Genomic DNA, 13,618 nt, shown 5'->3' with positions numbered 1-13,618 from the left:
CCTCTCGCACTAGGGGCTGTTGTCATTCTATTGAGCCCCCCGCCCCGGCCCCATCCTGCTTGAGTAGCAAGACCCTAGTGCTAAAGGACGAAGGGCTGCCCGCCGGCCTCTACCAGCCCAGCGCCACTCCCAGGGCCAGGGTGTCGGTTTCTTCTATCCGGTCACCGGCATCACGGTTCTTCAGGTCGAAACGGTTGTACTCGGCAACCAGTGTCAGGTTCTCATTGAGACTGTGGAACAGGCCGATACCGCTGGTCTTGAAGTCCGCCTGATAGCCCAGGCCGTTGCCGTCATCCCGGGTCTTGCCATAGGACAGCGCCACCCGGGTCTTGCCAAAGGTATACGAGCCCTGCAGCAGGTAACCCTTGCTGTCGCTTTCGCGCAGGCTGGCCTGGGTCGCGTTGTTGGTGAAGAAGGGATTGACGCCCTCGGCGTTGAAGCCGGAGCCGGTCAGCGACAGTGCCCCCAGCTTGGCCTGCACACCGTAGCCCAGCCCGCGGGAGGTCACCGAATCAATGCCTGCGCCGGTATTATCCGCCTGCTGGTACATGCCGTTGAGCCAGCTATGCAGTTGCGCGCCACCCAGCTCGAACTGGTAGGTGAGCTCACTCTCGAAACGGGGACTGTCCTGGTAGTCCTTGCCGGTCTGCACACCGTTGTCGTCCACCAGATGACCATCGACCGGGTCCATGATGCCCACGGCGGCGCGAAAGCCGCTCATCACCGGTGAACGGTAGGTGATCTGCGAAGTGGGAAACGGATAGGGATAGCCGGTGCCGATATTGCCGAAGGATACGCCGCCACCATCGACCAGGCCGAGGGTATCGCTGGATTGGCCATAGGCAGTAAGGAACTCGTCGAGCATGATGTTCGAGCGTCCGAACAGGCCGAAGTCCTTGCCGAACAGTACCTCACCCCAACTGCCGGAAACGGTACCGTAGAACTGGCGAACATCGATGCCGGTCTCGGTGGCGTTGTCCTGGCTGTCGTTGATGGTGACCCAGAACGAGGAACGGCCACCGAGGGTCAGGTTGTCGTATTTCTTGCCGACATTGAAACCGATGTAGTTGGGCAGGAAACCCATTTTCACCCGCGACTGGTTGCGGTCCAGATCGGGGTCGATATGATCAACCTTGTTGTGCACGTAGAAGGCATTGAAATAGCCGTCGACCGAAAAGCTGGTGTCATCCTGATCGTACAGGGTGATGGCGGCCGAGGCCGGTGCGCTGAGCATGGCCGCAGCCAGGGCGGTCAATAGAGGATAGGCAGTATTGTTCTTGTTCATTGTGCTCTCCGATGGAATCAGTGGCTGACGAAACTGGGCGTCCAGCGGATTATCGGAAAGCGGAGGCAGCGCCCCCATTCTGCCAAGGAGCTGAAAGTACCGGGCTTTGGTGGGCCCTACCAAGGATTGACGAGCTGCTGCCAAAGCACATGCTCGCTTGCTACCTTGGGAGGAAGCGTGTTTTTCCACTCACCCTCGGGCACATTGCTGCCTGGCTCTGGCCGAGGTGGAGGGACTTGGGCCTGGGAGGTTCGAGCACCAGCTCGTACCAGGGCTGGCCAGCGGCAATGGCGTTACCGGCTGACTCGCCCATCAAGCGGGTGCTTGACGTTCCCAGGACCAGAGCCTAATGCAGCACCTGCCCGAGCATGGCCCTGAGCTTGCCGGCCTTGATCGGCTTGTTGAGCACCGGTATGCCCAGGTCACGCAAGCGCTGCCGGCTGTGTTCACTGCGATCGGCGGTGATCATGATTGCCGGTATCTGCCATTGGAAGTGTTCGCGCAACCAGCTTACCGCATCGCAACCAGTCTGCCCGGCATCGAGGTGGTAATCGGCAAGGATGGCGTCCGGGAGGCGACCACTCAGCACCGCCAGTGCGCCCGGCAGATCGACCGCGACCTGTACCCGGGCGCCCCACTGTTCCAGCAGCCCCTGCATACTGGAAAGGATCATCGCATCGTTGTCGATCACCAGCAGATGCCGCCCCTGCAGCGGCGCGTGCAACCGCGCCAGCAATGCATCCGGCGGGGTCGGTGCACTGGCCCTGGCCAGCGGCACGGTGACGCTGAACATGGAACCTGAACCAACCACCGATTGCACTTGCAGGGGCGCCTCGAGCAGCCGGGCGATACGTTCGACAATCGCCAGCCCCAACCCGGCTCCCTTGCGTGGGCCGACACGGTCACCATGCAGTTGGTTGAACTCACGGAATATGTCATCGAAGCGTTCGCTGGGGATGCCCAGGCCGGTGTCCCACACCTGGATGCTCAACAGCTCACCCCGGCGCCGGCAACCAATCAGTATCCGCCCGCTCGGTGTATAGCGAATGGCATTGCTCAGCAGGTTGCGCAGGATGCGGCTGAGCATGCGGTAATCGGTGCGCACGGCCCAGCGCCCGAGCCGTGCCCGCACCTGCAATCCGTTGGTTTCGACCAGCCCCTGAAACTCGCTCAACAGCGGGTCGATGATCTCGACCAGGGTGTGATTGCCCAGCTCCAGCGGGATGTTGCCATGATCCAGGCGGGCAATATCGAGCAGGTCACTGAGTATGTCCTCGGCGCTTTCCAATGCTGCTTGGGAGCGTTCGACCAGTTGCGCCTCGGACCTGGGCAATGCTCGTTCACGCAGGGTGGCCATCAGTAGCCGCGCGGCATTCAGCGGCTGCAGCAGATCGTGACTGACCGCTGCCAAGTAGTGATCCTTGTTGCGATTGGCGAGCTCGGCGGCATCCCGGGCATCACGCAGTGCCCCTTGCACCCGTTCCCGTTCGATGATTTCGCGGCGCAGGCTGTCATTCAGGGTTTCCAGTTCCAGGGTGCGCTCATGCACCCGCTGCTCCAGTTGTTCGTTGAGCTGCTGCATGGCCCGCTCGGCCTGCTTGCGACCGCTGATGTCGGCAACGAAGCCCTCCACCAGTTGGCGCCCCTCCTCTTGTTTGAGCAACAGGTTCATGCGCACATCCAGCTCGCTGCCATCCAGGCGTCGCAGGCGAGTCTCGTAGCCAACCAGCTCGCCCTCCAGCTGTAGCCGCTCGCAGACCTGGACGAACTCCGCCGGCCCGCCGGCGAAGAAGTTATCCTTCAGCTCACCGGCTGCCGCCAGCACGGCCTCGGTCGAGGGATAGCCAAGCATGCGCACCAGTGAGGGGTTGGCGGCCCGGATGCCGTGCTCCATATCACCCTGGAATATGCCATGCACGGCATTCTCGAACAGCCACTTGTAGCGATTGCGCTCTGTTTCCAGTTCCTGCAGACGGTCCATCAGTTCCGGATAGTAGCTTTTACGCGCGGACTGCAGCCCCAGCCCCAGCAGGCCGGTCAGCATCTCGCGACGTGGGTCAAAGTGCTTCGGCATAAACCACTTCCACATCCCTGATGCTGGATTCACGCGGGTTGGTCAGGATACAGGGGTCGTCCATGGCGTGGATCGACAGCATCGGCAGATCGCTGATGCCCACGCCATGCATGCCCAGCGTCTGCGCGAAGCCCACCGCATGCTTGAAATCGATCAAATGCTGCACCAACCGCTGGCGGACCTGCGGGCCGCTCAGGCCGCGGATATCGATACCCAGCGTCTGGGCCACCACCTTGAAACGGTCCGGGGCGGCATCATAGTTGAAGGCCACCACGTGCTCCATCAGGATGGCATTGCACAGGCCATGGGGCAGATCCAGATAGCCGCCCAGGCTGTGCGACATGGCATGCACCGCCCCGAGAATGGCATTGGAGAACGCCAGCCCGGCCTGCAGGCTGCCGAGCATGATTTTCTCGCGCAGCTGGATATTGTCGGGCTGCTTGATCATCGCCACCAGGTTGCCGTTGATAAGTCGCATGGCCTCCAGCGCGTGGGCATCGGTCATCGGCCCACTGCCGGTGGATACATAAGCCTCGATCGCATGCACCAGGGCATCGACGCCGGTACAGGCAGACAGGAAAGGATCCATGGTGGCGGTGACTTCCGGATCGATCAGGGCCACGTCCGGCACCACCGCCTTGCTGATGATCGAGAACTTCACCCTCTCCTGCTGGTTGGAAATGATCACGAACTGGGACACATCCGCCGAGGTGCCCGCCGTGGTCGGGATCAGGATCACCGGCGGCACGGGCGTGCGAATGGTATCGACTCCCTCGAAATCGAGGATATGCCCACCGTTGGTGGCGACAATGCCGATCGCCTTGGCGCAGTCCATCGGGCTGCCCCCGCCAATGGCAACGATGGCATCACAAGCCGAGGAGCGATAGACCTCGGCGCCCAGCATCACCTCCTCTACCCGCGGATTGGCCGATACCTGGGTATACAAAACGTAGTCCACGCCCTGCTCTTGCAGACTGTTCTCCACGTCTGCGGCCCAGCCCGCTGCCACCACGCCAGGGTCGGAAACCAGCAGTACCTTGCGGGCGGCGAAGGTGTTGACGTAGTTGGCCACGGTTTTGCGTGAACCGGCGCCGAAAATGATCTCGGGAGTAACGAATTTGCGTAGCTGGCTAATATCGTAGGCCATGGTAGTAAGCGACCTTTATTGTTTTATTTGTGGAAACCACAGGTTACCTCAAAGCGGGCGGCGGAGGCGTTTTTACGACTGAAGTCGTGCCTCGGCGCCCCTCAAGTCGCATGGTCGCGTGTCCTGAGGCGGATAGCATGGTGAGACACCATGAACCGATCGAGGCAAGCCATGTCGATGTTCTCTCGACTGCAGCCAACGCTACGCTTGCTGGCGCTGATCCTGCTGCTGATCAGCCCGCTGCTGCCAGCCGATAGCGCTCCACCACCCAAGGTCCAGGAAGCGATCCAGGCGCTGTTCCCCCAGGCGACTCGGGTTGATGCCAAGCAGGGCGATGTGCCTGTTTACCCGGTATACCAGTTGAATGAGCTGCTCGGCTACGCCTTCGAATCTACCGACCACTCCAGCCTGCAGGGGTTTGCCGGCAAACCCTTCCACCTGCTGGTTGGCCTGGATGTCGATGGAGTGCTGACCGGGGTCCGGGTGCTGGGTCACCATGAGCCGGTATTCCTGCATGGTATGGGGGACAAGGCCCTGCTGGATTTTGTTGAACAATACCGCCAGCACCCCCTCAGCAAGCCCGTGGTGGTCGGCGGTCGCAAGCCGGATTCCAGTGACGGCCAATCGATTACCCAGTTCGATGGCATCAGCAAGGCCACCGTCTCCGTGGTGATCCTCAATGAAAGTGTGTTGCAATCGGCTCTGGCCGTCGCTCGCGCTTATCTTGAAGGCTTTACCAGCGCGCCGTTGGCGACACCACGCATGGATCTGTTTGAACCATTGGATTGGCAACAACTGCTGGAGCGGGGGCTGGTCCAGCGTTGGCTACTGAAGCCCGACGAGTTGGAGCAACGCCTGGGGCATTCACTGGAGCATTATCCAGGCATGGTTCACGACCAGGCTTTCAGCGAGCTGTTCCTTGCCTACCTGGATACGCCCATGAGCGGGCGCAACCTGTTGGGCGAGCAGGGTTTTGCCCGTTTGCAGAGCAGCCTGCGCGACGGAGAGCAGGCACTGCTGGTGATGTCGCGCGGCAGCTACCGCCATGTGCCGGAGGATTTCACCGCCGCCTCCTCGCCCAGCCGGCTGCTGCTGGTGCAGAACGGCCAGGCCATCGAGCTGCACGATATGGACTTCGATAACGGTGCGCTGCTGGATAGCCTGGCGATAACGCCCCCGGATGATCTCCAGGCGCATATATTCCGCATCAAGACCCACGCCGCCTACAACCCCGCGCAACCCGCTCAGGTGCGGCTCAACGTCAACCTGCAACGCAATCACCTGGTGGAAAGCCAGCTGGTGCTGGAACACCCCTTCGAGCCCGACCCCAGACTATTCGAGATCCACCAGCCCAGCGCCGCCGCCAAGCCGAGTCCGGTGTGGTTGCGTCTATGGCAGGAGCGTTGGTGGCAGTTGGCGCTGCTGGGTAGCGCGTTATTGCTATTGAGCCTGATCTTCACCTTCCAGCACCGGATCAGCCGGCACACCCGTGCCTTTCACCTGCTGCGCGGCGGTTTCCTGCTGTTCACCTTGGTGTTTATCGGGCTGTATGCCCAGGGGCAGTTGTCGGTGGTCAATATCACCACGCTGTTGCTCGCACTGGTCGATGGCTTCGATATCCGGGTATTTCTGATGGACCCGGTGATCTTCGTGCTCTGGAGCTTTACCTTTATCAGCCTGTTCGTCTGGGGGCGTGGACTGTTCTGCGGCTGGCTCTGCCCGTTCGGTGCGCTACAGGACCTGGTCGCCTGGCTGGGCCAGAAACTGCGCCTGCGCCAATGGAAAATAGCGGAGCCGCTGCACCGCCGTCTGCAGTGGATCAAGTACGGGATTCTGCTGGTCCTGCTGGTCAGCGCCCTGCTGTCGCAGACCCTGGCCGAGCGCTTGGCCGAGGTCGAGCCGTTCAAGACCACCATCACCCTGTTCCTGATCCGCAGTTGGCCCTTCGTCGCTTATGCCTTGCTGTTACTCGGGCTGGGCCTGTTCATCCACAAGTTCTATTGCCGCTACCTGTGCCCGCTGGGTGCCGGGCTGGCGGTACTCGGCAGGCTGCGCCTGTTCTCCTGGCTGAAGCGCATTGATGCCTGCGGCAAGCCTTGCCAGCATTGTCGCAACCACTGCGGCATAGGCGCGATACACCGCGACGGACGGATCGACTATGACGAATGCATCCAGTGCCTGGAGTGCATCGTCATCCTGCATGACGATCAGCAGTGCGTGGCTACGATCAGTGCCCGCAAGAAGGCCGAGAAGAGCCAGCGCAAAGCTGGCTCTGGGGCACTGATCTACAAGAGTTAAGGGCGGGTTCGCATTAGCGCCACTGATACTGCAGCCCCAATCCCACCAGCCAGCTGCGCTCCGGCGCCGGCTCGTAGTAGCGCCCACCCGAGCCGTTGACGATCAGCGAGCCGATATACTCGCGGTCGGTGATGTTATCCAGGCGAGCGAAGGGCTCGAGGGACAAATTGCCGACCGGGTATTGATAGCCCGCGCGCCAGTTGAACACCGTATAACCCGAGGCCTTGTGCTGGTTGTCGTCGGTAGCGTAGCGCTGGCTCATGCCCTGGGCCTCGATGGCGGTGGCGAAGCCACTGTCCTGGGGCTGCCAGGCCAGTTCGGCGAAGAAGCTGTGGCGCGGAATGCCCGGCAGGTCATTGCCGGCGTGATTGGCGCCATCGCCGTCGACGAAACGATCGTACTCGGCCTGCAGCCAGGTATAGGCAAGGTAACCACTCAGGCCAGCAGCGAACTGCTGCTCGATGCTCAGCTCCATGCCGCGGCGGGTGGAGCGCCCGGCATTGGTATAGGTAGAACGGCCGGTGCCCAGCTGGTTGGTGCCGGTAACGATCTCATCCTTGACCCGGCTGTGGAACAGGGCGAGATCCAGCCGGGTGTTTTCCCGGCGCCATTTCAGCCCGACCTCGGCATTGCGGGACAGGCTCGGCTTGAGCGCCTGGTTCATGCCAGCACCATCGGGCCGGTAGGCCAGCTCCTGGAAGGTCGGGGTCTCGAAGCCCTGGCCGAAGGCGGCGTACAGACTCATCTCCGAGCTCCACTGCCAGTTCAGACCCAGCGCCGGGTTGGTGCGGTGCACACTCATGCGGCCGCTGTCGTCCTGGCCATCGTCCAGATAGTCGTCGTCCGAGTCGAATTCCACCCGGTTGTAGCGCATCCCCGCCACCAGTTCCCAGCGCGGCGCCAGTTGCCAGGTACTGATCAGATAGGCTTCCTGGCTGTCGACCCGGTTGAACTCGTCGCGCTGCAAGCCGCCCTTGCTACCATTGGCATTGACGAAGCCCTTGCGTTCCTCGCCCTGGTAGTTGTAGGCCAGACCCGCTGCAAAGGTCACCGGTAGTTCGAACATTCGGGTCTCACGCTGCCAGCCCAGTTCGCCGCCGCCGAAACGTCGGTCCAGCTCGACCACCCCGCCACCAGCGGTCGCGCCACTGCCGGGAAAGGCCAGAAACTGCTGCATGTCGCGCTCGCCACCGTAGACCATCGCCGTCAGTTGGTCGTCATTGGCCAGGCGCCGCTGGTAGTTCAGCCCGACCTGGTTGTGGCGTACCGACTTGCGGGTATCGAAGGTGTAGGCCTGCGGTGGTGCCTGGCGTCGGTCGGCGCGCACCTGCTCAGCGGTCAACCCCAACGGGTCCTGGGTATCGGGCTGGTCCAGGCTATTGATCAACAGGGTCAAACTGGAATCATCATCAATATCCCAACCCAGACGCAGGTTGGCAATGTCGCGGCGGGTGTCGCTGTGATCGCGGTAGCCGTCGGTCTCCAGCCGCGAGACGTTGGCGCTGATGTTCAGGTCGCCATGCTGGCCACCGTAGCGCAGGCGCGAGCGCCACAGTCCGTCGCTGCCGATCACCGTGCGGTTGTCCAGTGTCGGGTAGAACGGTGCCTCACCGGTGTAGCCCTGAATGATGCCGCCGGAGGCATTGCCGTACAGCGTGGTCAACGGGCCGCGCAGCACCTCGATGCGCTGCAGACCATCAAGGTCGAATAGTGCCGGTTGGCCCTGACCGTCAGGCATGGTCAGCGGAATACCATCCTGCACCAGACGCACGCCACGCACGCCGAACTGGGCACGGGCGCCGAAACCACGAGATGAAATTTGCAGATCCTGGGCATAGTTCTGCCGGTTGAGGGCCACCAGTCCGGGTACTCGTTGCAGGGATTCCGAGAGGTTGGCACCCAGGTTGGGCCCATTCAGCTGCTGGCCTGACACCGTATGCCGCGCCAGCGGCAGTTGCAGGTCCTGGTCATCGCCACCACCGAGGATGATCTGCGCCGGCAGGCTGAGCCGGTCCTGGGCATGGGCCTGCGGTAGCAGTGCAAGCGTAAGTGCGAGCGCCAGCGGCGTCCGTCTGAGTATGCGCTCACTGGATGTTGTGCACATGTCGTGTCCTTTTTTGTCATTGCAACCGAAAGCCTGCTGATAGCGGCGGACATCATACTGAGGGCGCGCTTATCCGGCAGCCTGGTAGATAAAAAAAGGCCCCGAAGGGCCTAAGATCCAAAGCATGCTACTGCGGCCTGCCGGTGGAGCGGACCGGCACACCGTCTGGTTACCGACAGCTCAGAAAAAGCCCATCGGATTCACGTCGTAGCTGACCAGCAGATTCTTGGTCTGTTGATAGCTGTCGAGGATCATCTTGTGGGTCTCCCGACCGACGCCGGATTTCTTGTAGCCGCCGAAGGCCGCGTGGGCCGGGTACATGTGATAGCAGTTGGTCCATACCCGTCCGGCCTGGATTCCCCGGCCCATACGGTAGGCAACGTTCATGTCTCTGGTCCAGACGCCGGCGCCCAGGCCAAACTCGGTATCATTGGCGATGGCCAGCGCTTCGGCCTCATCCTTGAAGGTGGTGACACTTACCACCGGGCCGAAGATTTCTTCCTGGAACACACGCATCTTGTTGTGTCCCTTGAGCAGGGTCGGCTCGATGTAGTACCCACCACCCAGTTCGGCCTCCAGACGCTCGGCGTTGCCACCGATAAGGAATTCAGCGCCCTCCTCCCGAGCGATTTCCATATAGGAAAGGATCTTGTCGAACTGCTGTTCGGAAGCCTGCGCTCCCACCTGGGTATCAGTGTCCAGCGGATTGCCACGTTTGATGCGGCGAGTGCGTTCAAGCACCCGCGCGATAAAGTCGTCGTAGATACTTTCCTGAATCAGCGCGCGGGCCGGGCAGGTGCAAATTTCACCCTGGTTGAAGAAAGCCAGCACCAGACCTTCGGCCGCCTTGTCGATAAAGCTCTCTTCCGCCTTCATGATGTCGGCGAAGTAGATATTGGGAGACTTGCCACCCAGTTCGGTTGTGGACGGGATGATGTTCTCCGCTGCACAGCGCATGATATGCCGGCCCACCGGGGTGGAGCCGGTGAAGGCAATCTTGGCGATGCGCTTGCTGGTGGCCAACGCTTCACCAGCTTCCCGGCCATAACCATTGACGATATTGAGTACACCCGGCGGCAGCAGGTCGGCGATCAGCTCGGCCAGCACCAGGATGCTGACCGGCGTCTGCTCAGCCGGCTTGAGCACGATGCAGTTACCCGCTGCCAGCGCCGGCGCCAGCTTCCAGGCGGCCATCAGGATCGGGAAGTTCCAGGGAATGATCTGCCCTACTACACCCAGCGGCTCATGGAAGTGATAGGCCACGGTGGTTTCGTTGATTTCCGCGGCACTGCCTTCCTGGGCGCGGATACAGCCGGCAAAGTAGCGGAAGTGATCGGCCGCCAGCGGGATGTCGGCATTCAGCGTTTCACGCACGGCCTTGCCGTTGTCCCAGGTCTCGGCTACCGCAAGCAGCTCCAGGTTCTGCTCGATACGATCGGCAATCTTCAACAATAGATGCGAGCGCTCCTGCACAGCGGTTTTCCCCCATGCCGCCTTCGCCGCGTGAGCTGCGTCCAGCGCCAGCTCGATATCTTCGGTCGTGGAGCGGGGGATCTCGCAGATGGCTTCACCGGTAACCGGCGTGGTGTTGCTGAAGTACTGGCCTTTGACCGGGGCAACGAATTCACCGTTGATGAAGTTGCCATAGCGGTTCTTGAAGGTGATGAGGGAGCCGGCAGCTCCAGGATTGGCGTAAATCATTGTTCTTAGTCCTCTATGCGCAGCCTGGCCCCAAGGCGCAGGTCATGCTTCGATACTAGTGACTCCAGGCGTGTAGCGTGAATGCCTCCTTGGCAGGTCTGGTGTCGTCATTTAGTAGTAGATGCTGCGGTTAGCGGATCAACACTTAGGGCGGGTGACGGCTGATGATGGTCTGCAGCCAATGGGTCTGCCCCGCTTCGACAAGGCGTGCATCCGGTCCGGCATTGGCGGCTTCGATGCATACCATGCCGCGATAGCCATCCGCGGGGAACTGGGACAGGCGTGCGCCCTTGGCTTGCCATGGGTTCCATACCACCACTGATTGGCTATTGCGGCGCTGCACCCACAACGGCTCGCCCGAGCCATCAAGCAATTGCACGTCCGCTGTGGTGTCAAAGTACACCCGGTCCACTTCGCCACTGAACCGAACGGGTCCCTGCTGGCGACATTGCGCGCCCGCCTGCAACTTGTCGATGTAACTGGCACCCTCCAATCCCAGGATCTGGGCGCTATCGATATCGTCCACGGGTAGATAGCTGTGCAGCGCCTGGCTCAGAGGCTGGGGCCGGGGGCCGATGTTCGTTGTGGTGAGCGTCACACTCAAACTGCTACCAAGCACCATCTCGACCTGGACGGCCCAATGCTCACCGGGCAATTGCCGGGCTATCTCCTGCTCGGGCAGTTCCAGCACGAGGCGCACCTGCTGCGAGTCGGCTTCGGCCAGGCGCAATTGCCAATGGCTGGTACGGGCGATGCCGTGTGCCGGCCCCGGGCGCTCATCGGCAAACCATGGCCAGCACAGCGGAATACCGCCGCGCAATGCGGTGTCGGGCTTGGCCGGGTCCACCGGACTCATCCATAACAAGGGTTGTTGACCGGTGGGTGCGCAAGCGATGATCTGTGCCCCCTGTTCCGCGATCCGGGCATGCACCGCTGGGTGGTCAACCTCAATGAAACGACGTCCAAGCGCATTGCGGGTCCGGATGACGCCGGTTGGCAGAGTATCGATCACGCCTATTCCGCTCCCATGCAGAGATATTTCAGCTCGGTATATTCATCCAGGCCATGGCGGGAGCCTTCGCGCCCCAGACCGGACTCCTTGACGCCACCGAATGGCGCCATGGGATTGGAAATCAGCCCCTCGTTGATACCGATGATGCCTGCCTCCAGCGCATCTGCCACCCGCCATATGCGGTGGATATCACGGCTATAGAAATAGGCCGCCAAGCCAAAGGGAGTGGCATTGGCCAGCTCGATCGCTTCTTCCTCGGTGTCAAAACGCAACACCGCCGCCAGCGGGCCGAAGGTTTCCTCGTGGCACAACGTCATTTCGGTGTTGATATCAGTCAGCAACACCGGCTGCACATAGTTGCCTCGATCGGTGTCCGGCGCCGCCCGCAGACCCGTTTGGCTCCCTTGGCCAGGGCATCCTCGAAATGCTCCACCACCTTCTCTACCGCATCGCCATTGATCAACGCCGATTGCGTGACGCCCGGCTCGAAGCCATCTCCCACCCGCAGCTTGCCCATGGCTTCAGCCAGCGCGGCGACGAATTCATCATGCACGCCCGACTGCACCAGAAACCGGTTGGCGCAAACGCAGGTCTGCCCGGTGTTGCGGAACTTGCAGACCATCGCGCCTTCTACCGCCCGGCTGATATCCGCATCGTCGAAGACGATGAAAGGTGCGTTGCCACCCAACTCCAGGGAGATCTTCTGAATATGCTCGGCGCATTGCGCCATCAGCCGGCGGCCAACATCCGTCGAGCCGGTAAAGCTGAGTTTGCGGACCTTGGGGCTGTGGGTAAGGGCTTCACTGATTTCACTGGCTTTGCCGGTCACCACGTTGAATACGCCGTGGGGAATGCCCGCCTCGTCCGCCAGTGCTGCCAGGGCCAGAGCGGAGAATGGCGTTGCGCTGGCCGGTTTGACGATGATGGTGCAACCTGCGGCAAGTGCCGCGCCGGCCTTGCGGGTAATCATCGCTGCGGGGAAATTCCAGGGCGTGATCGCTGCACATACTCCGACCGGCTGCCGAGTGACCAGGATATGCTGACCGATCCGCGCCCCGGGAATGGTCTCCCCGTACATCCGCCGGGCCTCCTCGGCAAACCAGCGGATGAAGGAGGCGGCATATTCGATTTCGCCACGGGATTCCACCAGCGGCTTGCCCTGCTCGAGGGTCATCAGCGTTGCCAGATCTTCCTTGTGTTCGAGCATCAGGTCATGCCAGTCCAGCAGGCAATCGGCCCGTTCCTGGGCGGTGCGAGTGCGCCACTGGCGCAGCGCTGCCGACGCCGCGTCAATCGCCGTACCTATCTCCTCCGCTGACATGACCGGCACCCGGCCAACCAGATCGCCATTGGCAGGGTTGTCCACTTGCAGCGTCTGACCGCTGGCGGCATCAAGCCAGCGACCATCAACATAACACTGCTGACGAAACAGCCGGGGGCATTTCAGCCGAGAAATCGTCATATATCCTCCTGAACAAGGGGAATGGGCCTTGATAGACGGTAGATAGCACCGTCACGCAGGGCTTTGCAGGTCATGTTCAGAGGTTAGACACAGCCATGCGGGGACGCAAACGGGAGAGGAAATAAGCGAACCAGAGCGGCAAGGGAGCCGGCGCCCAGCCCCCTCCATAGAACATCGAAATCAACTGCCTTCGACGCGAAAACCGATTTTCACAGTGACCTGGAAGTGCGCCACCTTGCCATCGACAATGTGGCCCCGGGTTTCCATCACCTCAAACCATTCTACGTTCTTCACGCTCTTGCTGCATTCGGCGATTGCGTTACTGATGGCGTCTTCAATGCTATTGGTCGACGAACCAACCAGTTCGAGCTTCTTGTAGGTGCGATGATCTGACATATCAACCTCCTCTTTTGCCTGTCCTGAGTATGGCAAAGGATTGACAGGTTGGTTCAAAGATCCCCGCTGACGCTCCGTCGCGCTTTGCGCCGGCTATCGGTTTTGGCTGGGCAACCAGGCGCACGGCACTTCTCGGTGC

Annotated in this window: 8 protein-coding genes and 1 pseudogene; 1 reads left to right on the top strand and 8 read right to left on the bottom strand. The window is 61.3% G+C overall.

Annotation, left to right across the window (positions count from 1 at the left end; all coding sequences use genetic code 11):
* Positions 1 to 109: 109 nt before the first annotated feature.
* From QAO71_RS08025 to ercA, 3 genes are all read right to left on the bottom strand, one after another.
* Entirely contained in the window at positions 110 to 1,285 is a 1,176-nt protein-coding gene (locus QAO71_RS08025) for a porin (protein ID WP_074781188.1), read from the bottom strand.
* Positions 1,286 to 1,631: 346 nt separating this feature from the next.
* The gene (locus QAO71_RS08020) at positions 1,632 to 3,359 is read right to left on the bottom strand and encodes an ATP-binding protein (RefSeq protein ID WP_036989828.1); all 1,728 of its coding nucleotides are present in this window, start codon (positions 3,357 to 3,359) and stop codon (positions 1,632 to 1,634) included.
* Entirely contained in the window at positions 3,343 to 4,506 is a 1,164-nt protein-coding gene (gene ercA / locus QAO71_RS08015; RefSeq protein ID WP_036989830.1) for an alcohol dehydrogenase-like regulatory protein ErcA, read from the bottom strand. The genes QAO71_RS08020 and ercA overlap by 17 nt, the downstream gene beginning before the upstream one ends.
* A 150-nt stretch (positions 4,507 to 4,656) precedes the next feature.
* On the opposite strand from ercA, the gene QAO71_RS08010 reads away from it, so the two are divergent.
* Positions 4,657 to 6,804, top strand: a complete 2,148-nt coding sequence (locus QAO71_RS08010) for a 4Fe-4S binding protein (RefSeq protein WP_280165613.1) — start codon at positions 4,657 to 4,659, stop codon at positions 6,802 to 6,804.
* A gap of 13 nt (positions 6,805 to 6,817) precedes the next feature.
* On the opposite strand, the gene QAO71_RS08005 is transcribed toward QAO71_RS08010, so the two are convergent.
* The 5 genes and pseudogenes from QAO71_RS08005 to QAO71_RS07985 all read right to left on the bottom strand — a co-directional run bounded on the left by QAO71_RS08005 (position 6,818) and on the right by QAO71_RS07985 (position 13,479).
* Entirely contained in the window at positions 6,818 to 8,908 is a 2,091-nt protein-coding gene (locus QAO71_RS08005) for a TonB-dependent receptor (RefSeq protein ID WP_074781184.1), read from the bottom strand.
* A 180-nt stretch (positions 8,909 to 9,088) separates the two neighbouring features.
* The gene (locus tag QAO71_RS08000) at positions 9,089 to 10,609 is read right to left on the bottom strand and encodes an aldehyde dehydrogenase family protein (RefSeq protein ID WP_074781183.1); all 1,521 of its coding nucleotides are present in this window, start codon (positions 10,607 to 10,609) and stop codon (positions 9,089 to 9,091) included.
* A 145-nt stretch (positions 10,610 to 10,754) separates the two neighbouring features.
* Positions 10,755 to 11,621 carry a D-hexose-6-phosphate mutarotase gene (locus QAO71_RS07995; RefSeq protein ID WP_177173411.1) on the bottom strand — a complete coding sequence of 289 codons (867 nt, stop codon included), beginning with the start codon at positions 11,619 to 11,621 and terminating at the stop codon, positions 10,755 to 10,757.
* Positions 11,622 to 11,623: 2 nt separating this feature from the next.
* Positions 11,624 to 13,083: pseudogene (locus QAO71_RS07990) on the bottom strand (NAD-dependent succinate-semialdehyde dehydrogenase).
* Between the two features lie 180 nt (positions 13,084 to 13,263).
* Positions 13,264 to 13,479, bottom strand: a complete 216-nt coding sequence (locus tag QAO71_RS07985) for a dodecin (protein ID WP_036989835.1) — start codon at positions 13,477 to 13,479, stop codon at positions 13,264 to 13,266.
* Positions 13,480 to 13,618 lie beyond the last annotated feature (139 nt).

Source organism: Halopseudomonas sp. SMJS2 (assembly GCF_029866945.1).
In the GTDB taxonomy this organism is placed as follows: domain Bacteria; phylum Pseudomonadota; class Gammaproteobacteria; order Pseudomonadales; family Pseudomonadaceae; genus Halopseudomonas; species Halopseudomonas bauzanensis.
Note: the sequence above shows the minus strand (reverse complement) of the source record. Positions and strands in the feature narration are given on the sequence as shown.

Coding starts and splice junctions, on each gene's coding strand:
- QAO71_RS08000 (WP_074781183.1), bottom strand. CDS start 10,609: ATGATTTACGCCAATCCTGGAGCTGCCGGCTCCCTCATCACCTTCAAG.
- QAO71_RS07985 (WP_036989835.1), bottom strand. CDS start 13,479: ATGTCAGATCATCGCACCTACAAGAAGCTCGAACTGGTTGGTTCGTCG.
- ercA (WP_036989830.1), bottom strand. CDS start 4,506: ATGGCCTACGATATTAGCCAGCTACGCAAATTCGTTACTCCCGAGATC.
- QAO71_RS08010 (WP_280165613.1), top strand. CDS start 4,657: ATGAACCGATCGAGGCAAGCCATGTCGATGTTCTCTCGACTGCAGCCA.
- QAO71_RS08005 (WP_074781184.1), bottom strand. CDS start 8,908: ATGTGCACAACATCCAGTGAGCGCATACTCAGACGGACGCCGCTGGCG.
- QAO71_RS08025 (WP_074781188.1), bottom strand. CDS start 1,285: ATGAACAAGAACAATACTGCCTATCCTCTATTGACCGCCCTGGCTGCG.
- QAO71_RS08020 (WP_036989828.1), bottom strand. CDS start 3,359: ATGCCGAAGCACTTTGACCCACGTCGCGAGATGCTGACCGGCCTGCTG.